Source organism: Providencia sp. PROV223 (assembly GCF_028479245.1).
Taxonomy (GTDB): domain Bacteria; phylum Pseudomonadota; class Gammaproteobacteria; order Enterobacterales; family Enterobacteriaceae; genus Providencia; species Providencia rettgeri.
In genome coordinates, this window is record NZ_JAMPNG010000001.1 from 440,164 (window position 1) to 466,023 (window position 25,860).

22 protein-coding genes and 1 riboswitch are annotated in these 25,860 nt (G+C 40.1%); of the genes, 8 read left to right on the forward strand and 14 right to left on the reverse strand.

What is annotated here, in order from left to right:
* Nucleotides 1–5: 5 nt before the first annotated feature.
* The 4 genes from PR767_RS02195 to dalD form a co-directional block, all read right to left on the reverse strand.
* A complete protein-coding gene (locus PR767_RS02195; RefSeq protein ID WP_272519828.1) occupies nucleotides 6–1,229 on the reverse strand; it encodes a hypothetical protein in 1,224 nt (407 codons plus the stop codon).
* A 639-nt stretch (nucleotides 1,230–1,868) separates the two neighbouring features.
* Nucleotides 1,869–3,158, reverse strand: a complete 1,290-nt coding sequence (locus PR767_RS02200) for an MFS transporter (RefSeq protein WP_004910288.1) — start codon at nucleotides 3,156–3,158, stop codon at nucleotides 1,869–1,871.
* A 90-nt stretch (nucleotides 3,159–3,248) separates the two neighbouring features.
* A complete protein-coding gene (gene xylB, locus PR767_RS02205; RefSeq protein ID WP_115167400.1) occupies nucleotides 3,249–4,718 on the reverse strand; it encodes a xylulokinase in 1,470 nt (489 codons plus the stop codon).
* Between the two features lie 11 nt (nucleotides 4,719–4,729).
* The gene (dalD, locus tag PR767_RS02210) at nucleotides 4,730–6,118 is read right to left on the reverse strand and encodes a D-arabinitol 4-dehydrogenase (RefSeq protein WP_272519829.1); all 1,389 of its coding nucleotides are present in this window, start codon (nucleotides 6,116–6,118) and stop codon (nucleotides 4,730–4,732) included.
* A 177-nt stretch (nucleotides 6,119–6,295) separates the two neighbouring features.
* Between dalD and PR767_RS02215 the strand changes: the two genes are divergently transcribed.
* The gene (locus tag PR767_RS02215; RefSeq protein ID WP_109911232.1) at nucleotides 6,296–7,246 is read left to right on the forward strand and encodes a sugar-binding transcriptional regulator; all 951 of its coding nucleotides are present in this window, start codon (nucleotides 6,296–6,298) and stop codon (nucleotides 7,244–7,246) included.
* A gap of 1 nt (nucleotide 7,247) precedes the next feature.
* Here the strand turns inward: PR767_RS02215 and crcB are convergent, their stop codons facing one another.
* The 6 genes from crcB to PR767_RS02245 all read right to left on the reverse strand — a co-directional run bounded on the left by crcB (nucleotide 7,248) and on the right by PR767_RS02245 (nucleotide 13,527).
* Nucleotides 7,248–7,628 (reverse strand): fluoride efflux transporter CrcB, encoded by a 381-nt coding sequence (gene crcB, locus PR767_RS02220; protein WP_272519830.1) that lies wholly within the window; start codon nucleotides 7,626–7,628, stop codon nucleotides 7,248–7,250.
* A gap of 133 nt (nucleotides 7,629–7,761) precedes the next feature.
* Nucleotides 7,762–7,832: riboswitch (Fluoride riboswitch) on the reverse strand.
* Nucleotides 7,833–8,214: 382 nt separating this feature from the next.
* Nucleotides 8,215–9,177: a sugar-binding transcriptional regulator gene (locus tag PR767_RS02225; RefSeq protein ID WP_004910275.1), complete on the reverse strand. Its 963-nt coding sequence runs from the start codon at nucleotides 9,175–9,177 to the stop codon at nucleotides 8,215–8,217.
* 159 nt (nucleotides 9,178–9,336) lie between these two features.
* Nucleotides 9,337–9,990: a dihydroxyacetone kinase subunit DhaL gene (dhaL, locus tag PR767_RS02230; RefSeq protein ID WP_272519831.1), complete on the reverse strand. Its 654-nt coding sequence runs from the start codon at nucleotides 9,988–9,990 to the stop codon at nucleotides 9,337–9,339.
* Nucleotides 9,991–10,000: 10 nt separating this feature from the next.
* Complete coding sequence (locus PR767_RS02235) at nucleotides 10,001–11,002, reverse strand: dihydroxyacetone kinase subunit DhaK (protein ID WP_004910269.1); 1,002 nt, start codon at nucleotides 11,000–11,002, stop codon at nucleotides 10,001–10,003.
* Nucleotides 11,003–11,013: 11 nt separating this feature from the next.
* On the reverse strand, nucleotides 11,014–12,285 hold the full coding sequence (locus tag PR767_RS02240; RefSeq protein ID WP_272519832.1) for an MFS transporter: 1,272 nt from the start codon (nucleotides 12,283–12,285) through the stop codon (nucleotides 11,014–11,016).
* A gap of 129 nt (nucleotides 12,286–12,414) precedes the next feature.
* Nucleotides 12,415–13,527: an MDR/zinc-dependent alcohol dehydrogenase-like family protein gene (locus PR767_RS02245; protein WP_004910265.1), complete on the reverse strand. Its 1,113-nt coding sequence runs from the start codon at nucleotides 13,525–13,527 to the stop codon at nucleotides 12,415–12,417.
* 323 nt (nucleotides 13,528–13,850) lie between these two features.
* On the opposite strand from PR767_RS02245, the gene rpiB reads away from it, so the two are divergent.
* A complete protein-coding gene (gene rpiB / locus PR767_RS02250; protein WP_109911228.1) occupies nucleotides 13,851–14,303 on the forward strand; it encodes a ribose 5-phosphate isomerase B in 453 nt (150 codons plus the stop codon).
* A gap of 36 nt (nucleotides 14,304–14,339) precedes the next feature.
* Nucleotides 14,340–16,349, forward strand: coding sequence for a transketolase (tkt, locus tag PR767_RS02255; protein ID WP_272519833.1), 2,010 nt, complete (start codon nucleotides 14,340–14,342; stop codon nucleotides 16,347–16,349).
* 167 nt (nucleotides 16,350–16,516) lie between these two features.
* Here the strand turns inward: tkt and PR767_RS02260 are convergent, their stop codons facing one another.
* A complete protein-coding gene (locus tag PR767_RS02260; RefSeq protein WP_004910258.1) occupies nucleotides 16,517–17,278 on the reverse strand; it encodes an SDR family oxidoreductase in 762 nt (253 codons plus the stop codon).
* Between the two features lie 467 nt (nucleotides 17,279–17,745).
* Here PR767_RS02260 and fetA point away from each other — a divergent pair, with 467 nt between their 5' ends.
* Together fetA and fetB are read left to right on the forward strand one after the other, a co-directional pair.
* Nucleotides 17,746–18,399 carry an iron efflux ABC transporter ATP-binding subunit FetA gene (gene fetA / locus PR767_RS02265; protein WP_004910255.1) on the forward strand — a complete coding sequence of 218 codons (654 nt, stop codon included), beginning with the start codon at nucleotides 17,746–17,748 and terminating at the stop codon, nucleotides 18,397–18,399.
* Nucleotides 18,400–18,408: 9 nt separating this feature from the next.
* Nucleotides 18,409–19,185: an iron efflux ABC transporter permease subunit FetB gene (fetB, locus tag PR767_RS02270; protein ID WP_004910254.1), complete on the forward strand. Its 777-nt coding sequence runs from the start codon at nucleotides 18,409–18,411 to the stop codon at nucleotides 19,183–19,185.
* Between the two features lie 51 nt (nucleotides 19,186–19,236).
* On the opposite strand, the gene PR767_RS02275 is transcribed toward fetB, so the two are convergent.
* The gene (locus PR767_RS02275) at nucleotides 19,237–20,271 is read right to left on the reverse strand and encodes a LacI family DNA-binding transcriptional regulator (RefSeq protein WP_115167407.1); all 1,035 of its coding nucleotides are present in this window, start codon (nucleotides 20,269–20,271) and stop codon (nucleotides 19,237–19,239) included.
* 234 nt (nucleotides 20,272–20,505) lie between these two features.
* Between PR767_RS02275 and PR767_RS02280 the strand changes: the two genes are divergently transcribed.
* Together PR767_RS02280 and PR767_RS02285 are read left to right on the forward strand one after the other, a co-directional pair.
* Entirely contained in the window at nucleotides 20,506–21,234 is a 729-nt protein-coding gene (locus tag PR767_RS02280; protein ID WP_004910250.1) for an SDR family oxidoreductase, read from the forward strand.
* Between the two features lie 44 nt (nucleotides 21,235–21,278).
* Complete coding sequence (locus PR767_RS02285) at nucleotides 21,279–22,907, forward strand: FGGY-family carbohydrate kinase (protein ID WP_004910248.1); 1,629 nt, start codon at nucleotides 21,279–21,281, stop codon at nucleotides 22,905–22,907.
* Between the two features lie 122 nt (nucleotides 22,908–23,029).
* On the opposite strand, the gene PR767_RS02290 is transcribed toward PR767_RS02285, so the two are convergent.
* Complete coding sequence (locus tag PR767_RS02290; RefSeq protein ID WP_004910246.1) at nucleotides 23,030–23,419, reverse strand: hypothetical protein; 390 nt, start codon at nucleotides 23,417–23,419, stop codon at nucleotides 23,030–23,032.
* Between the two features lie 1,056 nt (nucleotides 23,420–24,475).
* Here PR767_RS02290 and PR767_RS02295 point away from each other — a divergent pair.
* Nucleotides 24,476–24,763, forward strand: coding sequence for a hypothetical protein (locus PR767_RS02295; RefSeq protein ID WP_004910245.1), 288 nt, complete (start codon nucleotides 24,476–24,478; stop codon nucleotides 24,761–24,763).
* A 71-nt stretch (nucleotides 24,764–24,834) separates the two neighbouring features.
* On the opposite strand, the gene PR767_RS02300 is transcribed toward PR767_RS02295, so the two are convergent.
* Nucleotides 24,835–25,728, reverse strand: coding sequence for an endonuclease/exonuclease/phosphatase family protein (locus PR767_RS02300; protein WP_109911225.1), 894 nt, complete (start codon nucleotides 25,726–25,728; stop codon nucleotides 24,835–24,837).
* Nucleotides 25,729–25,860 lie beyond the last annotated feature (132 nt).

The window sequence follows — 25,860 nt, forward strand, 5'->3', positions numbered from 1 at the left end:
TATTTTTACCCTGCAATTGGAACAATATAAGCCACCATAATACCTGCTAATACAACAGAAACCATGGTCACAGAAATAAAGCCACCAACTAGCATTGGCCCTAACATATGGCTAGTTAATACTTGGCGTTCTTTTTCGTTTTTCGTTAACGCGTTGATCGCTTCATTAGTAATAATGTAGTCAGCTGGAAAGCCATATAACGCAGTTAGCGCAACAGCAAATGCCATTTCTTTGGTGACGCCTAATATTTTACCAACCACCCAAGATGCAAGGTACATCCCAATAACCGCTGCACTAATTAACACCACCATCGGATAAACTAGGCGTAATAACATATCGGGGGTTGCGTGGTTTAATGTATCAAAAATAAACAACATTAAGGCCATAATTGCGAACCCAAAGCCATTAGCTTTTTGTAACGGCTGCCTTTCTAAGAAACCTAATGAAGAAGCAATAACACCAAATAACAAACACAATACAAATGGGCTAATACTCACATAAGGAGCAGCATAAGATGAGGCCAAATAAGCCAAATAGCCTACTGCAGCTAAGCGTAAGAATTTAAAATAGCTGGTGTTATAATGATTAGGGATTTTTTTAAACATACGTGGCATTTCATCTTCAGGTACCACCGTTTTAACTTCGACCTCTTTTGCCCCATCTACCGGTAAAGTTTCTTGCCATTGGCCATTGCGATATTTTTCTAAAACTCGGCGTCCTTCTTTTTTTAGCATCACCGCAGTTAATGGATAACCTGCAAACCCCTGCATGACGTAAATTAAAATTGCGAAAACCGAAAGGTCAACAAGACCTGCCTCCGCAGCACCTTTTGACATAATTAACGAAGAAACAATACCACCAACCAACGGAGGAACTGCAACTAATACCGTATTTAAATCAAATAAAGTTATACCAACAATAAAGGTTAATAAAATGATGCCTAGAATCCCAGCTAAAGAGATAAGAATAGTTTTCCATTGGCGCAACAATTCTTTTAGCGATAATAAGGTTCCCATATTTGTAATTAACAAATACATCAAGGTAACCGCAACCACCTGAGGAATACCGGCAATACTCACAATATCTTTCGGAAAAATAGTCCAATAACCTAAAAGAAAGAGCACTGCACATACAAATACAGATGGGATCCAAGCCTTAGTTCTAACGGCTATAGCATCCCCTATATATAATATCCCTACTATCAGAAACAGAGCTAACATCTGTGACATAACTTTTTCCCCGCACTTATCTTTTTTATTAGATTATTTTTTAGTATTACAAACTATTAATTTTAATTAAAATTAGATTATAAATTTTATTTGGCGCAATAAAACACCAGTATAGAGAGTATTTCGCTATAAATACACGAATTTGCAACAAAATTCATCATAACACCTAAAATTCAGATGTATAGAGAGTAAAACCGGATTTAAACAGCTTGGAATAAAGATAAGCTGTGAATTAAATAGTCAGATATAACATTGAAAGAGGGCATGCACCTTAATATTCTCTAAATGCAGGTTTAGAAGTTAATATTTTATGTCATTTAAGTATTTATTTATAAACAAATCGACTATAGTTGTTTTTTTAATCTATGAAATTATATTCTATTGTCCAGCGCTGTATTTTCAATAATTATCGCAATAAGATGAAAAATCACCTTATAAATATGACTCAGATTTCTATTTATAGGAAATATTCTACTTTATTTTATTTTTAAACCGTTTCTCTTTATATTACCTTTGAAAAGGACGATATCCCTTCATGTCCAATTTAGTTTGTCTCAATAATAGAGGTGAATTAAATAAAGAAAAAACCCCAAAGATAATTCACTATCTACAGGGCTTGATGATATTAGGTAAAGTAAATTAATGGCTGGTTTGTTGTTCAGTCGCCACCTTAGCTGGTTTTATTTTGCGATTATTTTCAAAGCCGGGTTGTGGCACTTTAATAAAGAATGTCAGTATACCTGCAAAGATATACAAACCTGTATAGGCCCACACTACGCCCACAATATCAAAGAAAGGCAAGACTAAACTGGCAATTGCTGGTGCGGCAAAATTACTTAACCCCGCAGAAAGGTTGTAAATCGAAACTGCAGCACCTTTATGATGTGGCTCAATACTTGGGAATACCGCAGTCATTGGAACAAAAGCAGCCACAAAGATACCCAATAAAATAGCAGGTATTAATGCGATGGCAAAATTATGACCAAAATAAACGGGTAAGTAGTAAAACATTAAGCTGGATATTGCCATTCCTAAACAACCAAACCATCTGACCTGGCGAACCCAACCAATATGTTCACCAACAATTCCCCAAAAAATATTCGTAAAAATAGTCACAAAGAAGAAAACGGCCCAAATCTGTAACCATTCAGAGATGGTGAACCCTAAGCGGTCAACAAATAATAATGGCATAATAATCGCAAAACCAAACAATGAAATTGTGTTGATAATCCGGATCAGGCTTGCCATAAAAATATCTTTATTCGTGAATAAAATAGTCGCAGCTCGGGATAACTCGGCCATTTTATCTTTCATTGGTAAATTAACTTTAGAGCGATCAACTGGAATATGACGCAGGCTAAAATAAGCAATTGCGCCACCAATAGCGACCCAACCAATTGCCATCCATAATGTTCCCGTTTCTCCCATCATTGGGATTGAAAAGCTAGGTAAATAGCTACCAATGACACCAATTCCGACAGAATACATCGCCCAGAACCAACCGGTAGCGGCAGCAAGATGCGCTCGAGGAATGACCTGCACCAACATCATCATAAATGAATAAATAAACAATGGATAAGCTAATCCACGAATGCCGTAAAATAGTAGCATCAAGGTATAGCTTTTCATGCCCAGACCGAACGCCATAAACAATGCATGCATGACAATCCAGAGAATGAACCCGATCATCATGGCTTTTAGGGGGGTGATAATTTCAGCCACAACACCAGATGCCCACGCCGCAACAGCGGCCATTAAGCCATAGACAGTAAATACCATCGCTGATTGTGCCGGTGTAAACCCTAAATCAGTAATATGTTTTGATAGAAAAGCCATTTCAAAGCCATCACCACTCATAAAAATAGCGATAGCAATAAAACCCCAGAACAAATGCTTAGGTAGACCAAGCCAATACTGCTTCTGTTCCATTGCAGTTTCCTCATTTTAATTTTGTTATTTTAATCAATCGCGAAGAGATAGCTGTGGCGGTGATGTGTAGGGAAACACCGCCACACTCGCCTACTGTGGCAATAATTCCCTTGCTTGTTTTTGCTGTTGGTATAATAAACGGAAAACATCAAGCCGTTGATTTAACCAAGTTTGGTACTGTTTCTGCGGTAAATAGGTACTTAACACCTCTGGTTTTTGGCACACGGTTTCTGTATTACCGCCGTCCGCCAGCCATGCCAAACGAGCCGCACCTAAAGCTCCCGATGAACTCGCTGGGTGGGTCACAATTGGTATATCGATAACATCAGCAATCAGCTGCGCCCAAACAGGACTACGTGCTCCTCCCCCCGTTAAGCTACACCGACTAATTTGCGTTCCTGTTTGCGTTAAAACCTGCATGCCATCCGCCAGGGCGAAGGTCACACCTTCAATCACCGCATAACCAAGCTGAGCACGCGTTGTTTCATTTCTTAACGCAAAAAATGAGCCCATTGCGTAGGGGTCATTATGAGGCGTTCTTTCCCCTGAAAGGTAAGGCAAAAATACAGGCGCTAGCTTCTTCTGGTCATCGGTCAATTTCCCCACTTCCTCCATTAGCTGATTTTCAGTTGTAGAAAGAAGTTGGCAAAGCCACCGTAAACAGTTGGCGGCACTTAACATCACACTCATTTGGTGCCAGCGATTTGGTAATGCATGAGCAAAAGCATGGACACCCTGATGTGGTGCTGCTTGTAGTTGATTATTAACCACAAAAATAACACCAGATGTCCCCAAAGAAATCAGAGCATCGCCATCATTAATTGCGCCAACGCCCACTGCAGAGGCTGCATTGTCCCCCCCTCCACCAGCAATAATCACATCTGCACTTAAACCCCATTGCGAAGCTAAATCGGCCCGTAACACACCACTTTTTTCAGCTCCTTCAACTAAAGCCGGCATTTGTTCACGCGTTAGATTAGTTGCCGCTAATAATTCATCTGACCAATCACGCTTAGCCACATCCAGCCACAATGTGCCTGAAGCATCAGACATATCACTGATAAATTGACCGGTCATTTTCCAACGTAAATAATCTTTAGGAAGCAACACTTTGGCAACTTGTTTGAATATTTCAGGCTCATGACGTGCAACCCACAATAATTTAGGTGCTGTGAAACCTGGCATCACTAAATTAGCGCCAATCGTTAGAAACTCAGGGTGATTTTCCATGAGCCATTCACATTCCTTCGCACTGCGGGTGTCATTCCATAAAATACAGTCGCGAAGTACTTGGTGCTGGCTATCTAATAATACCGCACCGTGCATTTGGCCCGATAAGCCAATCGCTTTTACTGCCGCCCATGCTTCTGGGGCTTTTTGGCGCAAGGTAGCGGCAACCGCATTGGTGGCTTCCCACCAACTATCTGGCGATTGCTCGGCCCACTGAGAATGTGGCCTTTGTACTGTTAATGCCATATGGCTTGAGGCAACAATTTCACCCTGAGCATTAATTAATACAGCCTTAAGTTCTGAAGTGCCTAAGTCAATTCCGAGGTACATCGCCTTTCTCCTTACAGAGGTTGTTGAGGTGACTTGAGCCAATTTTCAACTTTTTCAACGGTGTTGCTCATCAATTCGTGGAATTCGGTAGCATGAGCAAGTGAACCGAATAGCATTTCACTGGAGACAAATTGCGACAATGCATCACTACTATTCATCATTTTTTGATATAGCTCGACATCCAGCACACCATCCTGATACTCATAAGGTAATTCACCACGAGCCCAACGCTGTAAAAACACGAAAAATAAAGCGGGTAGTACAGCCGTCGCCGCCGGAGTCTGCTGGCGCTGATAGCATTCTTGTAAAGTTGGCGTGATAAACCCGGGAATTTTTGATAAACCATCGGCGGCAACGCGTTGATTAGTATCCTGAATATATGGATTACTAAAGCGCGCGAGTACTACATCACGGTATTGTTCTAAATCAAGGGGGCTTGGTGACAATGACGGGATCACATCCTGCGTCACATAATTCCATGCCATTTGTTTGATAGCAGATTGGCAGGTGCTTTCATCAATAAAGCTCAAACCGATTAAGGTTCCTGCCCAAGCAATGCAACTGTGGCTTGCATTCAGAATACGAATTTTCGCTTCTTCCCACGGTAAAACGGACTCAACCATTTCTACATCGACATTTTCTAATGCAGGACGTCCATTAATAAAGTCATCTTCAATCACCCACTGAATGAATGCTTCTCCCATGATAGGTGCTTTATCATCCCAACCCGTTTGCTGTTTAACACGCTCAGCAACATCTGGTGTTGGGCGAGGCGTGATCCTATCAACCATAGTGTTCGGCGAACGCGTATTTTCTTTCACCCATTGGTATAGCTCAGTTTCACCTTTTAACTGTAGAAACGATAAAAAGCCGTGTCTAAACCGTTCGCCATTGTGGCGCAAATTATCACAGTTTAACAAAGTGACAGGTTCACCATGAGCCGCTAAACGTGCGCGTAAAATTTGTGTTAATGCACCGTATATCGTGCTCATTTTGCCCGTTAAATCGGCTTTAATGTCTGGCTGTTCTGCATCTAATTCATGCTGCGGGGTTAAATAATAGCCCGCCTCCGTGACCGTGAAAGCAATAACACGTGTTGCTTTATCACAGCCTTGTTCCACTAATTGGGTTAAATTCTCATCCCAATGTAATACTTTGCGCACAGAAGTAATTTTTTCATAATGACGCTCACCTTCAGGTGAGACTGTTTCAAGGGTATATTCCCCATTTTGCTTGGCTAAGTTATCAAGCAATGCATTCGCATCATTGCGAATATTCCCTAAGGCAATTGACCAACTATCATCCCCTTGTTGAATCAAACGGTGCAAATACCACGCTTGGTGAGCACGATGAAATGACCCAGCACCGATGTGCATCCACACTGATTTCTGCTTTAGCATTGTGACTCCTTAACCTAAAATTAAATAATTGCTATTTTTTTGGGCATATGCCCGTTTGTTATATTTTAGTTTCAATCTGATCACAATTACTGCGATAATGCTCACAGTATTGACTTTTGCCCTTTTAATAAACAATTGCCCAGAATTACAATAAGCGAAACCAGCAGGAGAATGTCCATGCAGAAAGAATTAAAAAAAATGGAACAAGCTGCACGTGCGGCATGGCTATATTTTGTGGCAGGCAAAACACAACAGGAAATTGCACATGAACTTGGGCTATCGAGACAAGTCGCCCAACGCCTTATTTCTCTAGCAAAAGAACAAGGTATGGTTCAGGTGCAAATCACGCACCCTATTACGGAGTGTTTAAGACTCGCTAATGAAATCCAGCAAAAGTATCACCTAACACATTGCTTTGTTGTCCCGTCAGGGCAACTTGATACAGAAGCGACGCTCGATATGATTTCAGTGGCCGGTGCTGAGCTCATGGAACAATTAATCGACCCCGATAAGCCTCAAGTCATTGGTATTGGTTCAGGTAGAACATTACGCAGTATTATTGATGCCCTTCCTTACCTAGAAACCTCCCAGCACCAATGTGTTTCATTAATAGGCGCTATTGCCCGTGATAGCTCAGCAACACGCTATGATATTCCATTACGTTTTGCAGAAAAATTACAATGCCGACACTATATTCTACCTGCGCCACTGTACGCCGATAGCCCAGAAGATAAAGCAATGTGGTGCCAACATCGCGTGTATAAGGAAGTCACGGAAAAAGCCCTGAATGCAGATATTACCTTTATTGGTATTGGTGAAGTCGGCAAAGGCTGTCCACTCAATTCCGAAGGTTTTGTCACAGATGAACAATTGGAAATGCTATTAGAAAAAGGGGTAGCCGCGGAGTTATTGGGGCATTTTATCCAAGCTAATGGCGAGCGACTTTCTACAACTTTGGATGACACTCACACCAGTGTACCACTGTTCCCCTCCCCGAATAAGCCTGTGATCGCATTTGCGGGTGGCGCGCACAAAACAAAAGCAATTCAAGCTGTTATGAATGGCAGTTGGGTAACAGGCTTAGTGACCGATGAAGCCACTGCACATCAATTATTAGCAAATAAATAAATTATCCCTGTGTCAGCCAGTTATGGTACAGCATACCGAGTAAGGTAAAAATCAACGCCCCAATTACGTGGATGGCGATGGTACTAATGGCGAAGCCCAATTTACCTTCTTGGATTAGCACCAGCACTTCGAGTGAAAAGGTCGAAAAGGTGGTAAATGCACCACAGAAGCCCGTCACAATGAATAATTTATAGGCAGGACTAATATTTGCATTGGCAAAATACGAAATGGCAAAGCCAATGACAAAGCCACCAAGCAAATTGACCGCGACAGTGCCTAGTGGAATGTTTGGGTAAAGGTGATTGAGTCTTAAGCTAACAAACCATCTTAGCCATCCGCCAAGCACTGAACCAATCGCTATTGCAAATAATGAGGCATACATAGAAACTTCCTTTAATGTTTGGCGGGATAAATGAAAGGAAAGTCTCCCAGTTATACTCGAAGTATGGCGAGTATAGATCATTTATGCCCTAAATTAGGGCACATAATACCTACGTACCCTATCTAATCAATAGGTTAACGTAGGCATCATTAGCCCTCTACGGGCGGTTTTGTAAAAAGGAGGAATGCCATCTCCCATATATATTTTAAAATAATAAGGTAACTCATTAGGTTATGTAAACCCATTTTATAATAGATGGCATGAATGATTCTAATTACAGCTAGGTAACAAACAAATGAACCTAGTCAACAACGCGACAGCTTGGTGTATGACTAATAATAGCTCTAAATAATTCAAGTTGTCGCTAGGCGACAAGTGAATGAGTCGTTAGGAGCATACACAAGTATGTGACTAATGCGAATGAGCGTAGTCAACAACGCGACAACTTGATGTATGACTAATAATAGCTCTAAATAATTCAAGTTGTCGCTAGGCGACAAGTGAATGAGTCGTTAGGAGCATACACAAGTATGTGACTAATGCGAATGAACGTAGTCAACAACGCGACAGCTTGAAGTATGACGAGCTATTGGGACATCTTCAAAATCGTCCGCACATTACTCGCACTCGTTGCGATAATATCAATCGCTCCCGTACGCAGTGCCCCCATAATGGCCATAGCCTTAGAGGATTCGGAAGCAATCGCTATTACACAAGGGATTTTCTTGAGTTCGTCTATGCTTAGGCCAATCACTCTGTCATTCATCACTGTATCAACATGCTGCCCTTGCGCATTAAAAAAATCATAACCGGCAATATCGCCAATTACCCCTTGATTTAAACTCGCATCAACAATTTCACGCGGTGTAAACCAACCTAGTTTGACCATATAGCTGTCTTCATTCATATCGCCAATGCCAATTAGGGCTATATCCGCTTTACGGGCGCGATCGAGCGTTTCCTTAATGGTGCCGTTTTTCATAAATGATTGTTTTAATTCATTATTTTCAACATAGGCAGGCGCGTATAAAGTTTCACTGGTTCCACCAAATTTCTTCGCTAAGCGGCGGCTGATATGGTCCGCATTGATGGAATCTCCCGGCCGGTGGGTTCCGCCAATTCCGCAAATAAAACGGCAATCTTTTTCAGGAACTGCCCCACCGCTATCAGCCACTACCGCAACATTGCGGCCTTGGCCGACCGTGACTATCATGTTGTCTCGTAATGTTGTTGATAAATAATTAGCGACTAATGTGCCAACTTGGTAGCGTTGTTCTTCTTCATCGGGATGGTCGAGGGCAATTAACGCACGGGAAATCGGGAAGCGAGAAAGTAGCTGTTGCTCTAGCTGAGTGCTAAAAATGGGATGATAGCGAACATTGATCTCAACAATCCCTTCTTCTTTTGCGCGTTTAAGTAAACGCCCAACCTTAATTCGCGATATACCAAACTTATTGGCGATCTCTTCCTGAGTAATTTCATCACGATAATAAGCTATCGCAATTTCAGTCAGTAGCTCGATTTCGGAAGATGTTTGTGATCTATCCATAAGATAGTGGTTTCCTCTTTATTGGTGTTAATCGCAACAAGGATGATAAGGTTTTAGTATAGCGTTTCTAGTGGCAATTAATAAGTGAGTTATAAAAGAGAGTGGATATATAGCAATAGTTTTTGTCTATATATCCACGAAAAGAGTTATATGAAACAATTATGCATTGGTTAATGTGCTCTGTTTTTCAACACTTTGCGCTAATTGACATAATAATAAACAACAAGAAGTCGCGCCTGCATCTAACACGCCCCTTGAACGCTCACCAAGGCGGCTTGCACGGCCAATTTTAGCCACTAAATCTACCGTGGAATCACGGCCTGCAACGGCGGCGGCCTGCATCGCATCAAGCGCTTGTTTAAAGTTTTTTCCTGATTTTGTTGCGTCTTCAAAGGCATTAACTGCGGGGATCAATGTATCCATTAAGCACTTGTCCCCCACTGTCGCGCTACTGATATCTTGCAGTTCAGATAACCCATTTTTTAACATAGCGAGGAAATCTTGTTGTGATAACGCATTTTTCCCTGAAATGCTGTCTGACATCCCCATAAAGAAGCTGCCATAAAGTGGCCCCATTGAACCACCAATGCCTTCCATCAACGCATCAGAAATTTCTTCAAACCCTTCACTGAGTGATAATTCACGGTCTGCAATTGCTTTAGCACATAAGTTGAAGCCTTTCGCCATATTGATGCCATGGTCTCCATCCCCTATTGCACCATCAATTTCGCTTAGATATTCACGGTTAGAAACAATAATGTTCACTAAATCAAGGGTAATTTCCTTACCGTTGCCCGTTGAAATAACTTGCATAGTTGTCTCCTTATTTGACCTGTGTTAAACCCAATGAATACGCAGGAACATCCATCAACGTTTTCAATTCATCATCCACTTTCATTAATGTCAGTGTTACCCCCATCATTTCTAATGAGGTAAAGTAGTTACCAACATAGTTACGAACAATACGCACACCTTTCTCACTGAGTTGTTTTTCAACCTCTGCATAGTAGATGTACAGCTCCATCACGGGAGTGGCACCTAACCCTGAAACTAATACGACAACTTCATCACCTTGCTTTGCCTGCATATCATCTAAAATTGGCGTTAACATGGTTTTTGCCATTTGCGCTGCGGATTGAATTGGCATAATTTCAATGCCTGGTTCACCATGATGACCAATACCGAGCTCCATCATCCCATCTTCAATATGAAAATTGGGATGACCCACCGCAGGTATGGTACAAGACGTTAGCCCAACACCAATAGAGTGGCAGTTATTAATCGCTTTTTGTGCCGCATTAATCACACCGTCTAAATCATAGCCTTTACTTGCTGCGGCAGAACCCACTTTCCACATAAGAATTTCACCCGCAACGCCGCGACGCTTTTCTTTTTCACTGGCAGGTGCTGAAGCGACGTCATCGGTAGCGACCACGGTTTTGACTTGCATACCCGCTTTTTCGGCTTTTTTCATCGCCATCTTAACGTTCATGTTATCGCCCGCGTAATTACCATATAAGCAAGCAACGCCTGCCCCACTGTCTGCGGCTTTGAACGCATCTAAAAATGCCCCAGCCGTTGGCGAGGAGAAAATTTCGCCAATCGCTACCGCATCTAGCATATTTTCACCTACGTAGCCTAAAAACGCAGGTTCATGGCCTGAACCACCACCAGTGACAATGCCCACTTTCCCTTGTATTGGTGCTTTTGGGTATTTTAGAACCCGCGCGTTATCTGTTTGTGCAAAATATTCAGGGTGCGCTTTCAAATAGCCTTGAATTGCATCTTCAACAACAAGATCAGGTTCATTAATGATTCTGTTCATAATTCCCTCTTTTACTTATTTTCTGGTGTTAGCTGCATCTTTGCCGACTGTTCAAGTAATTCTTCCGGCACAGTAATAAATTTCATCAATATCGCACTAAATAAATAGAGCCCCGAGAAAATCCAAATCACGCCAAACGCACCTACGCTACTAATAAAGAGCCCAACAAGTGCAGGCCCGACAAACGTACTTAAACCGGCGCCTAAATTAAGGACTGACATGGCAGCGCCTTTATTTTCAGGCGCTAAACTCGGCATGATGGCTGAAAGTGGTACGTATCCTGCGAGGCACGCACCAAATAAGCCAGCGGCTATCATCATCAGGGTATAACTGTGCCCAAAATAATAAGGCACGTAGTAAAACATTAAGGTACAAACCATACAGCCGACACAACCAAACCAAATTACAATATTGCGCCAACCGATGCGGTCACTGACAACACCAAAGATCAGATTAAAAGCAATGTTCACTGTCCAAAGTGCTGCGTAGATATGTAACCACTCTGTGCGGGAAAAACCAAAGTCAGCAAGAAACATTGGCATAAAGATCACAAAACCATATGCTGCCGAGGTATTAATGGTACGAACAATGCCACCTAAACCAATTTTTGGGTTCTCAAACGCAATAGTGATCCCTTTGAATACATAGCTGAGCGATACTTTTTCTTTCGATGCCTCTGGTGTATCTCCCGCTTTGTTGCGGTTAAGTGCAATAGCAATAAATGCCCCGATAGTGACAAAAATCAGTCCACTCCATAACGTTGCCATTTCACCTAACACTGGCAGCGCATAACTCGAATACATCACCCCTAAAACACCCAGCCCGCCGCTATAAACGAACCAGAAGATCCCGACAGCAGAGCCCAATTTTTTAATTGGTGCCTCATAGGCTACCCAAACTAAGAAGCCGTAGGCAAACATGGGATAACCAAAACCACGCAGTGCATAGGTCGGGATCATGATAGACAGGCTGTTACTCGGTAAGCCAACAGATAAGAAAATAACCGAGCCAATCACAAACATCACAAAACCAAAAATCATCACACGACGAGCGGTATAAATTTCAGCTAATACGCCGGATAACCACGCGGCCACAGCAGCAAAAAAACCATACACACTAAATAGTAATGAAGATTCTTCAATACTCATTCCACGGCTAATTATAAAAGGTGACAGCCAGCCTTGTTCTAGGCCTTCCCCCATCATAAAGATCAGGACGCCAAAATAGCCAAGTAGTAACTTTGGTGAAAACCCCGTTACTTTAGACAGTTTATTGATTATCATATTGTTGACCTCAGTGCTTATTCGCTGGGTTAGGACCTGAATAACAAGCCTTGGTAGGGTGACATTTATTCAGGTCCAATTTTTATCGTTATATTTTTAATTTCGTCTTTTTTTCAACCCACGACAGCTCTACAGGTTCGGGTCGAGAACCACTTTAATGTGCGGGTCGCCTTTCGCCATCATTGAAAAACCTTCCGCAAACTTATCTAAAGGTAAAATATCCGTCACCACGCCTTTGGTTGGGAAATCACCATTACCAATACCTTCAATCACTAGTGGATAACAATATGGGCCAAGGTGAGAACCTAATAAATCCAGTTCTTTACGGTCACTGATAATGCTCCAGTCCACAGTCACTGGGTCTTTAAATACAGAAAACTCGACAAAAGTCCCCAATTTACGGATCATCTTCAGGCCTTGCTCAACCGATTTAGGCGCCCCCGTTGCTTCAATGTAAATGTCACAGCCATAACCTTCAGTCATCTCTTTGACAATTTTGTCGACATCATCACGTTTCGGGTTTAATACGATATCAGCACCAAATTCTTTCGCTAATTCAAGGCGTTTATCAAATAAATCCAGAACGACTAACTTACCAGCACCGGATTTTTTAATTGCCCCAATCATGCCTAGGCCTAATGTTCCTGCGCCAGAAAGCACAACGACATCCCCCAATTTGACATTGGCACGCTGCACGGCATGTAAAGAACAGGCGTAAGGTTCAATCAAAATAGCGTCTTCAATTGGCATCTCGACAGGCACATGGTAGTTGATGGCTTCTTTGGTGAATTTCATATATTGCGCCATACCGCCATTTACATTGTTTTGGAAGCCATACAAGTCATGTTTTTCACACATCCAGTATTCGCCGCGTTTACAGAAACGGCATTCCCAACAAGGTACGATTTGTTCAGAAATAACACGATCACCTAATGCAAAACCTTCCACTTTTGACCCAAAGCCTACGACATGGCCAATAAATTCGTGCCCAGGGATCATTGGCGCCTTGATATAAGCGGGCTGTTCTGCATCTCCCCAAAAACTAGGGGCACCCTCAAAAGCTTTCACATCACCCGCACAGATGCCACAAGCCTCTACGCGAACCAAAATTTCTTCTTCACTAATTTTAGGGACATCGACAGTTTCTAAACGGTAGTCTTTTGGTGCATAAGCAACCACGGCTTTCATTTTTTCTGGAATGCCTGCGCTCATCGTTGCTTTTGAATCACAGTGTTCACACATAGTTCTATCCTCGGCGGTTTGTAAAATGAACATAAGTTCAATGAAGATACAAATTAACCATACCTTCTTTTCTTCATCCTTGCCCATAGTGAGAGTGTCAAAGTGTGATTCAGTGCAAAAATTCTCATAAAATCGCCTTAAAACGACTGTTTTTTACCTTTTTTGCAAAAAAAATTAAATTTAAAGCTGTAGATCACAGAATTCATCATCATAAAAATAAAAACATATGTTCAACTATTGATTATTTGTTCATAAGATCCTATTTTCTAAATAGTACATTTGATTGGTTTATGAACTTTTGTTCAACAATAAGGATCTCTATCATGCTATCTATTGCTATTGGCGCGGATGACGCTGCATTTGAAATGAAAGATTTGATTAAAGCTCACTTAGCAGAACTAAACATTGAAGTGACTGATTACTGTTTAAACACTGGGGTTGCAGACGAAATGTACCCTGATGTTGCCCATGCGGTTGCCACTGCGATCGTACAAGGCAAGCACCAGCGCGGTATTTTAATTTGTGGTACCGGAATTGGTATGTCGATTGTTGCCAATAAAGTCACGGGAATTCGTGCAGCACTGTGCCATGACACATACTCCGCTGAGCGAGCTCAAAAAAGTAATGACGCACAAATTATTACCTTTGGTGCACGAGTAATTGGCCCTGAATTAGCAAAAAGCATTATTGATACATGGCTGGCTTCCCATTATGAAGGAGGACGTTCGGCACCAAAAGTGGCTCGAATCAGTGAGTATGAAAATGGGGAACGTTAGTTTTACTTTAGGCGCTTTTACTTTGGGAGCTTTGTAATGTCCACTCAACCACAAAATAAATTAGCCAATGCCATTCGATTTCTTTCAATAGATGCCGTACAACAAGCTAATTCAGGCCACCCCGGAGCCCCAATGGGAATGGCTGATATTGCTGAAGTTCTTTGGCGAGATTATTTACAGCACAACCCCGCGGACCCGTATTGGCCCAACCGTGACCGCTTTGTATTGTCAAACGGACATGCCTCAATGCTGCTCTATAGTTTGCTTCATTTAACAGGCTATGAGTTATCCATTGATGATTTAAAACAATTCCGACAACTCCATTCCAAAACACCGGGTCACCCCGAATTAAGCTATACCCCCGGTGTTGAAACCACGACAGGCCCGCTGGGGCAAGGCATCGCCAATGCAGTTGGTATGGCAATCGCAGAAAAAACCCTAGCAGCTACATTTAATCGCTCTGGTTTCCCCGTTGTCGACCACTATACCTACACATTTTTAGGTGATGGCTGTTTAATGGAAGGGATTTCCCATGAAGTGTGCTCATTAGCGGGAACGTTAAAACTCAATAAGCTCATTGCATTTTATGATGATAACCGCATTTCTATTGATGGTAACACGCAAGGTTGGTTTACTGATAATACAGCAAAGCGTTTTGAAGCCTATGGTTGGCATGTTATTCGCCAAGTCGATGGCCATTCTAGACCCGCAATCAAAGCGGCCATTGAACAAGCTCACCAACAAACTACGAAACCAACACTCATTATGTGTAGAACCACAATTGGTTACGGTTCTCCTAATAAAGCAGGTACAGCGGATTCTCATGGCGCGCCACTCGGACAAGATGAAATAGCTCTGACTCGCCAACAACTGGGTTGGGAGTACCCTCCTTTTGTGATCCCTGATGACATATATGAACTTTGGAATGCCCTAGAACGTGGTGCTGAGCAACAATTACGTTGGGAACAAGCATTACGAGAATACACAAAACAATACCCAGAACTCGCTAAGCAGCTAACTCAACGATTATCTAATCAACTCCCTGAAAAATTTACAGATATCATTGATAATTTTATTCAAAAATTAAATGATAACCCTGCAACGATAGCTACACGTAAAGCATCACAAAATACCTTAAATATTATTGGCCCTGTTTTACCTGAGTTAATCGGGGGTTCCGCAGACTTAGCCCCAAGCAATCTTACCTATTGGTCTGGTTCACTGCCGATTAATAAACAACCTGCTGGCAACTATATTCATTATGGTGTCAGAGAATTCGGTATGACCGCCATCGCAAATGGGATTTCATTACACGGCGGTTTCCGCCCTTACACGGCAACCTTTTTGATGTTCTCGGAATATGCACAAAATGCCGTGAGAATGGCCTCATTAATGAAATTACCGCAAGTGCTTATTTATACCCATGATTCAATTGGCTTAGGTGAAGATGGCCCAACACATCAACCTGTTGAGCAACTTATGTCACTACGTGCAACACCTAATTTGTCAGTATGGCGCCCTTGTTGCCAAGTAGAAACCGCCGTGGCTTGGAAGCAGGCTATCATTCATCAACAGAACCCAACAGCACTTGTGTTATCCCGTCAAAACCTAATACAGTATTCGCGCACCCCCGAACAGCTCACCAATATCGCTCGAGGCGGATATATTTTACGCAGTAATAGTGAAGCCCCTGAATTACTATTAATTGCGACAGGCTCTGAAGTCACGTTAGCGGTTGAAGCATGGAAACAACTGACAGAACAAGGTTTTAATGTGAATGTCATTTCGATGCCATCAACAGATACCTTCGACCAACAACCCTTAGAATACCAGCAGCGTGTTTTACCCAATCACGTTCGCTATCGCATTGCGATAGAAGCCAGTATTAGTGATTACTGGCGTAAATACGTAGGAATTGATGGGTTAGTTATGGGTATGAATAGCTTTGGTGAGTCGGCTCCTGCGGACCAATTATTTAAACATTTCGGTTTCACCGTAGAAAAGCTTATTACTATGTCGCTTTCATTATTAAAACCTAATGATTAATTGATATAGCAATAATTAATATCTGTTATCCTACTTTGTAATTTCCTATTACAAGCCAAATAATACCTATGTTATTTGGCTTATTTTTTATTTAAATAATAATCATGAAACAATAAAAAAGCGAATATCTAATTATACTCGCTTTTTTTATTATTGATTTAATATCATTATTGGATGCTGTAGCCACCATCAATCACTAAATTATGACCTGTAATCATATCGGATGCATCGCTGGCCAAAAATAGTGCACATGCCGCAATTTCAGAAGGTTCGGCAAAGCGTCTTGCAGGGATTTTTCCTTTCATTTCATCTCCTTTTTCACCTTCCCACGCTTTTTTACCTAATTCTGTCATGACAATGGTTGGTGAAATGGCGTTAGTTTGTATGCCTTTCGGGCTCCACTCCAGTGCTAATACTTGGGTTAAACCAATAATTGCCGCTTTACTCGCACAATAGGCCGCATGCTGGTCTAAGGCAATCACCCCCGCTTGAGATGCCATATTAATAATTTTTCCTTTTCCATTATTAATCATAACATTACCCGCAGCTTGGCAAACCAAAAAAGTCCCTTTTAAGTTCACGTTCATGGTTAAGTCCCAATCGGATTCACTTAAATTTTCAGCGGGAGCCAGTGCTACAATTCCAGCACTATTGACGACAATATCTAGCCGACCATAATGCTCAATGACATGTTCTACCATCTGAGAAACCGCCGTAGAATTTGTGATATCACATTGAATACCAATTGAATTGCCTAATTTCTCTGCAGTCGTTATTACGTTATCTGACTTATCGATTAGGGCAACTTTAGCCCCTTTTTCAACATACAGTTGAGCAATCGCCAACCCAATACCTGCTGCTCCCCCGGTAATTAAAGCGACCTTACCATCAAGTGAAAAGTTGGTGTTATAGCCACTAAATTTTTTCATTTTAATTCCTTAATATCATGATGTGATATTGAATATATAGATGAAATAAATATAGTGCTGTCTTAGAGAGACAGCAAAATATTAAACGAAGATTAAATTACTTGGTATTATTAATATAATCTTATTGCCGATTAAGTTCTATATTATTCATGTAAAAAAAAGAGATATCTCTCAAATTAAATACCTCACTAAATTCCGAATGGGCATATGTTCAAAATAATAATCTAAATGAATATTTGTACTTTATCTTTAACTGTAAAAATCTTCTAAAAACCCCTCTATGTTGTAACTGCTCCGTAAAAATACATTTTTTCATTCCCCTATAAATTTTCGGTTAATTGGCGCATAATATTAGTTATATCTAAATTGATATTAAACAATATCAGCACTGGGTTATTGAGTAAGATATTGAAATGAATATCATTCACACTAAATACTGCACATTTAATTTATAGGTTATTGATAATATGGAAGAAAGTAACTTACTACTACAACTTAATAACATTGGGTATAGCATTGAGGAAAAAACAATTCTTGATAATGTGCAGATTAACTTACAGGCAGGTGACTTCAAACTGATTACAGGACCTTCTGGCTGCGGTAAAAGTACTTTATTAAAAATAATCGCCTCGTTAATTTCACCAACTCAAGGAACTATTCAGTTTCAAGGGAAAGATATCAATACCATCTCACCAGAAACTTATCGGCAGCAAGTTTCATACTGCACTCAAACGCCCACCTTATTTGGACAAACCGTGTATGACAACCTCGTTTTTCCCTATCAAATTCGAAAATTGCCGCTTAATAAAGAGAAAGTCATCAGTGATTTGCATCAATTTTCTCTGCATGAATCTATTTTAGATAAAGGGATCAACGAACTCTCCGGTGGAGAAAAACAGCGTATTTCTCTTATTAGAAACTTACAATTTCTTCCACAAGTCTTACTGTTAGATGAAATCACCAGTGCCCTAGATGAAGAAAACAAAATTATAGTGAATGAATTTATCCATCATTTAACGAGTGACAAAAAAATAGGCGTGTTATGGGTAACCCATGATCAAGATGAAATCGCTCATACCAATGAAGTTATTACCCTTCCTGTTCATCACAACGAATCATAGGATATCACTGTGCATCAACCAACTATTTCCAATGAATCATTAACCTTTTCTATCCTGTTAGTCCTTGTGGCTATTTTTATTAGTCATAAAGAAAAACTGTCCCTTGAAAAAGATATTATCTGGAGTACTTGCCGAGCGATTATTCAACTATTGATCGCTGGCTACATTCTAAAATATATTTTTAATGTTGATCACGAATTGCTCACGATTGCCTTGGTGATGTTTATTTGCGTCAATGCCGCCTGGAACGCTAAGAAAAGAAGCAAATATATTGATAAAATTTATGTTACCGCATTAATTGCCATTACCTCTGGTACATTTCTTACATTGTTAATCTTAATATTAACTAACGCCATCGCATTTACACCCATGCAGGTAATTCCTATCACTGGAATGATTGCAGGTAATGCCATGATTGCAGTAGGATTATGCTTTAATAACCTCGGCCAACGGTTTTCAAGCCAACAACAACAAATTCAAGAAATGTTAAGTTTAGGGGCAACCCCAAAAATTGCTTCTGCTGCTATTATTCGCGACAGTATCCGAGCATCATTAATCCCAACGGTGGATTCAGCCAAAACAGTAGGAATTGTCAGCTTACCGGGTATGATGTCTGGCCTGATTTTTGCTGGAGTTGACCCGTTACAAGCAGTTAAATACCAGATTATGGTGACTTTTATGCTGTTAGGTACCGCAAGCCTTTCAACCATACTGGCTGGGTATATGACTTATACAAAATTCTATAACCAACGCCATCAATTATTGGTTACCACACTGAATAAATAATAACCTTCCGCCGCTTATTTATCATCAACGATAAGCGGCACTTACTTAACATCACTCTTTAACCACGCCCACAGGTAATACTTCAATTAACTGTGCTTTGCTATTTTCATTATCTATCAACTTAAAAATATGATTTAGCATCGTTGGCACATCCTGTTTAACCATTTCGATGTCATTACCTAATAGTGCAACAAAAGGGTCCCAGTCAAAACAGCCTAAATGAGGTTGACGCGAACCGATATAGCCTTTTTTACCTAACCAATCAATAACCCCTTCTAATGAAATAGTTGAATTAATAAATAAACCACATTTCACTATTTTCTGTGGATCTTCGTTATTCTGTTCAAAAAATCGTGAAAGTGCTTTTTCCGCTTTTTCGGGAGCATAACCACAGGCCAAGATATTTTCTTGTGGAACTGTGATCCCTTTTTCATTATGTGCATCAATAAAACCACGAATACGTTCCCGTGTATTGTGGTCATGTTCACGACCACCAATAAAAATTAAAGCTTCATGTGTTGATGTCTGAGATTTATTTTTGCTTAAAATACGTTGTGTTAAATTTTTTGCACCAAGATAGTTGTCTGAAATAACAGAAGGCGCCAACAAGCCTGGTAAGTCTAAATTCAAGGTTGAGACACCGGAAGCTTGGCAAATTTCAGTGATTTTATCCGGATTGGTTGCCCCTGTTGAAACCAACCAATCAACCTGATAAGAAATCATTGCACGTGCGGCTTCTATTTCTAATTCAGGGTCACGCCGCGTGCAGGTAATGATAGGAAATAACCCTCTTTCACGCGCCATTTCCTCAAAATGTTCGACAATAGAACCAAAATAGCGGTTGTCATACTTCGGAACTAACATACCGATTATTTTGGATTTATTACTGCGCAATAAGCTGGCTTGCTTATTGACTGCATAATTTTGTTCTTCGGCGATGCGGATCACTTTTTCAGCAAGTTGTGCGCTAATTCGCCTTTTTTGCCAATTACCATTGAGTATTGCACTCACTGCACTCGCTGAAACCCCTGCTAATTCGGCAAGGTCATAGATCGTTGTTTTCTTATTTTGTCTGATCTTTGTCACAGATTCTCATCTCCATTTTTTACTAGCTTGACACCAAAGTCGAAAAGTCGCAATACTGCTACATCGATTGAGCAATATTGAAATTGATGATGCATGAGTTGATATACTGCAAAATAAATACTATCAACCCATCGCATGTAGCCACCTATCCATCCCCGTGACTCATTGCTGTTTCATTAATTTCAGGCGCTTTTCATTCTTACATTTCGCTAAAATATCCGATTGGAGTAAATTATGGCCATTTCTATTGAAAACAAAGTCGCAGCAATTACCGGAGCTGCCTCAGGTATTGGGCTTGAATGTGCACGCACACTGATCAAAGCAGGTGCAAAAGTCGTTCTAATTGACCGCGCAGAAGAGCGATTAAACCAACTTGTTGAAGAATTAGGTGAAAATGCAATTCCATTAGTTATCGATTTAATGAAACCGGAACAAGTTGATGGAATGTTAGATGCCATTTTACAAAAAGCAGGCGGTTTAGACATTTTCCATGCTAACGCTGGTGCCTATATTGGCGGCCCCGTTGCTGAAGGTGACCCTGATGTATGGGATAAAGTTTTAAATTTAAATATTAATGCAGCTTTCCGTTGTGTTCGCGCGGTATTACCTCATTTTATTGCTCAAAAATCAGGCGATGTGTTATTCACCAGTTCAATTGCAGGTGTTGTTCCTGTGATTTGGGAACCGATTTACACCGCATCAAAATTTGCTGTTCAAGCCTTCGTCCATTCAACACGCCGTCAAGTCTCTGAGCATGGTGTGCGTGTTGGTGCGGTATTACCCGGCCCTGTGGTTACTGCCTTACTTGATGATTGGCCAAAAGAAAAAATGGAAGAAGCCTTAGCAAATGGTAGCTTAATGCAACCAATTGAAGTGGCTGAAGCGGTATTATTTATGTTAACTCGCCCACGTAATGTCACTATTCGTGACCTTGTTATTGTGCCTAACAGTGTTGATCTCTAACTTGTCATCTCGCAATTCATTGCAGTTAGCACCTTGGAGGGAAAATGAATAATTCACATGCACCATTAAAAGATAACGATAAAGTCGTTATTGGTATCGATGTTGGCACAGGCAGTGCACGCGCAGGTGTCTTTGATATGTCTGGCAATATGTTAGCGTCTGCCAAACATGATATTACACTATTTCGTGACAACGCCAATTTCGCGGAGCAATCAAGTAACGAAATTTGGGAAGCGGTTTGTTATTGTGTCAAACACGCAATGGCATCATCAAAAGCAAAACCACAACAAGTGACTGGTATTGGTTTTGATGCAACCTGTTCACTAGTTGTCATCGGAACAGATACACAACCAATTACAGTTAGCCCATCGAATGACCCTGAGCGCAATATTATTGTGTGGATGGATCACCGCGCGACAGAGCAAGCTGAACGTATTAATCAATTAAAACATCCGGTTTTAAACTATGTTGGCGGTAAAATTTCGCCTGAAATGGAAACGCCTAAGATTTTATGGCTAAAAGAAAATTTACGTCAATCCTATGATAATGCATGGCAATTTTTTGATTTAGCCGATTTTTTAACTTGGAAATCGACTAATTCTTTGGCTCGTTCAACCTGTACGGTAACCTGTAAGTGGACATATCTAGCCCATGAAAAGCGCTGGGATGCAGATTACTTTCAACAAATTGGGTTATCTGAACTCGCAGATGAAAATTTCGCGCGTATTGGGCAGCTTATTGTCGAGCCAGGAACGCCTTGTGGTGAAGGCTTGACGGAAACCGCAGCTCAGCAAATGGGCTTACTAGCAGGAACTCCTGTCGCCGCAGGTATGATAGATGCTCATGCTGGCGGTATTGGTACCGTTGGTGTTAATGGCGATGCAACCGCTAATATGGCCTACGTATTTGGTACATCTTCATGCACGATGACGACCACCAAAGAACCCGTATTTATACCCGGTGTATGGGGGCCTTATTTCAGTGCAATGGTGCCAGGTATGTGGCTAAATGAAGGTGGCCAAAGTGCGGCAGGTGCTGCAATTGACCAGTTACTTTCCTTGCACCCCGCTTCAGCACAAGCAAAACTCACTGCAAAAGAACAAGGTAAACCCTTGCCTGTTATGTTAGCGGATTTAGTATTAGAAAAAGCATCGTCACCATCGCAGTCTGTTGAGCTAGCTGAAAAAATACATGTTGTCCCTGAGTTTTTAGGAAATCGAGCACCTTTTGCTGACCCTCATGCCAGAGCCGTCATTGCTGGCTTAACCATGGATAACAGCATGGAAAATTTACTTTCTTTCTATGTTGCTGGTGTGTGTGGCATTGGCTATGGGTTACGACAAATCATTGAAGCACAAGCAAAATCCGGTGCAGCTATTGAAAATATTGTCGTCAGTGGAGGTGCTGGCCAACACCCGTTGATCCGCCAATTACTTGCGGATGCGTGCGGTGTCCCTGTGATTTCAACACAAGCCAGTGAGCCTGTTTTACTCGGTTCAGCTATCCTCGGTGCAGTTGCAGGAAAAGTCTGTGACGATGTTGCACAAGCCATGGACCAATTTAGTGCAATTGACCTCACCTATCAAGCCAATGAAGCTTATAAAGCACGCCACGATACAAGATTTACCTCTTTCTTGCATTTACAGCAATGTGCTAGAGAATTAAAAGGCTAATCACGCTAATATGACGTTGAGTCATATTTATACTAAAGAAAGCCGGCTTACGGCTTTCTTTATTTAGGATTCGTATTACCTATTGCGTTTAATTTAATAAAAGGCATACGCTATCACTCAGTTTAAAAACAATATCTTGCCCATAACGAATCCACCATTTCTTTTGGCATTAAATCGTAATCTCCCTCAACCATAGGAATTGACAAGGATACCTTCCCTTGTTTATCACTATAGGCTTTCACAATGAATTTTTTATACCCTTCTAATCTTGCATTCTTAACCCGAAACACTTCACCACAAACGTAGCCTAAATCACCCTTATCCGCAGTTTGGCGAATAAAATTATATTTCACATTTTTAAATGAAGCGGATTCAGGGAAAGATAAATAGTCTTCAACACTACTTTTTGCCATTTTCACAAGATCAGGTGTAGGGGAATAGTTCAATGTCACCCCTAAAATAAAAGAGCCCCCAGTTAACAATAAAATTGTGAGCAACTTTATAATATTCATATTCTTAAGCTCTCATTTATTCAATAACAAGCCAATTGACCTGGATGACCTAATCACCCCGCCCAAAAATACACTTAAGTAGTTATCATTAGCCAATTGTAAGTAAATAATAATTATTTTAATAATATCCAGCCTTATCTATATAAGAATACCTTATTAGATAGCTTGTTTTTTCTAATTACTATCTCCGATAACCATCACAAACAGAGCAAATAAACACAATTAAATTTATAAAGTCTGTTCGTATTTATACTTTATTTTACACATCACATGAGTAAGTATACCAGTATTAAACTAAGAATATAAATAGTACTTGAAACATTAACTGTTTCAATTTGTATTTTTTGAACTAGAGAAGTTTCATTTACCAAAACACAGAAACAATAATAAGCCTTAATTGTTCATCATAGCTTAACAAAAATAAACCCAAATATGTAATAAAACAATTCAATTTAATAATAGCCATGTCTAAATGTTAATTAACTCACTTTGTGAGTATTTAAACTCAATATAAGCGTAAATTAAAATTAAATTATAATATATTCGTTATTTTCAAATAAGCCATCCTTGCTAGATCTCACCATTAAAAAACAAAAAATATTTAAATTTCAATTTGATATAAAAAATACATTAATTCATGCCATTTGCCATCTTAATTTTTAACCTATTGTTCATTAATCTCTTTTTTCAAACTAAATTAGCCGAGTTATCGCTTCCACCTTAAGCGCAATAACGCACAACCAATTGATTAATAAGATAAAAACAAACAAAGAGTTAATTAATGAAATGTTAATGTTATGATACCAAACAGTTAACATCAATAGTCAACCTCAAAATGCATAAGAATATTTAACAATATCCATATAGTAATTTACTATTAAACTTCTCGATATATCTTCTTTTATCCAATTTTTGATATATACCACCAACCTAAATTACAGAATATTCCTAGTAAAAATTGCTTCTTTTAGCCAATACATAAAATTATCCGGCCAAATTTGACAAAATATTTTTTTTATCTCATGTAGCATTGTTTTCCAAAGAAAAGGGTAAACCATGACAAATATTCAATTACTATTACTTGCAACTAATAACATCAAAAACAACACAGAGCTAAGCCACTCTCAGGAGTCTTATGTATACCAATTTTACTATGCTAACGTCGCAGGCCATTTCGATAGCATTCAAGATTTTCTTACCGTATTTAAGCAGCAGACAGATGCAACATTAGATGCATCGCAACAATTAGCCGAACAGAGTCAGCAAATATACTCAACAGTTGAGTCTTATTTGGAAGTAGCCGAAAAACGGTATATTGAAAGGAAAAAATTGCTAGCCAATTAAGTTAGCATTTACAGTTGAAAAGGCCTACAAACTAAATGAGGCCTTTTATCGATAATTTTTCTGTTAAACTTCTATTGCTCTTGTAGCTCTAATTCAGCAATTATAGGTAGGTGGTCGCTAACACTTGACCATTGAAACTCTTTGCTATCTGTTGGGATTTCCATATTTTTCACATCCCAAACTTGGCCTTTAAATGTAAAAATATGGTCAATATCTATCGCTGGGTTTACCGCTGGCCAGCTACGGTAATCAATACCTTTAAATTCAACTGGGTTCCACATATAACGAATTTCTTGGATAGGCTGTTCATTCGCTGTTGAATTAAAATCCCCTGCTAATATTTTTATTGATGCCGCAATATTATCAAATCCCGTATCCGTATCCCCAATACTTGCATCTAAAATATGGCGAACCTGTCCAATGCGAATGGTTGGATCTTTCTGCCAATCAAGGTGCGTTCCCATCACTATAATTGGCGCATCAAAACCTGGTTTTGATATCTGGGATATTAATACAACACGTTGTTCAGCATCACCCGAAGGTAAATTAATTACTTTAGATTTATCGATTTTATATTTTGATAAAATTCCTACACCATATTCTCCACCATCAAAATCCAATGCCTTACCAAAAGCAAAATCCATCTTATTAGCTTTAGCTATTTCTTCTAACTGGTGAACTTTTTTACTGCGGGCTGTTTTATTATCAATTTCTGTTAAAACAATCACATCAGCATCTATTTTCGCAATCGCCTTATTCAATCCATCGAGATTACTGACATCTGATGCCAACTCATTTTTACCAATGTTATAGGTTGCAACTTTAATTGTCGGTTTGTTTGAAGTGTAAGCTTTATTCGGCGTTCCTCCATCCTGTACTTTTAAAACTTCAGAACCCGTCATCGATGCCATCGCACCACAAGAAACTAAAATTGTAGTGGAAATAACTGTTTTTAGTAATTTCATTGTTTTCCCCTGTGAATATCTAATATGACAAAATAGTGCAAGTGTTGAATAAAATTCTAGCTAAGCTGAATTCATTAACTTGCAGTTTTCATACATTAACAGAGAATAAAAAAGATGTAGTGACCAAGTCGA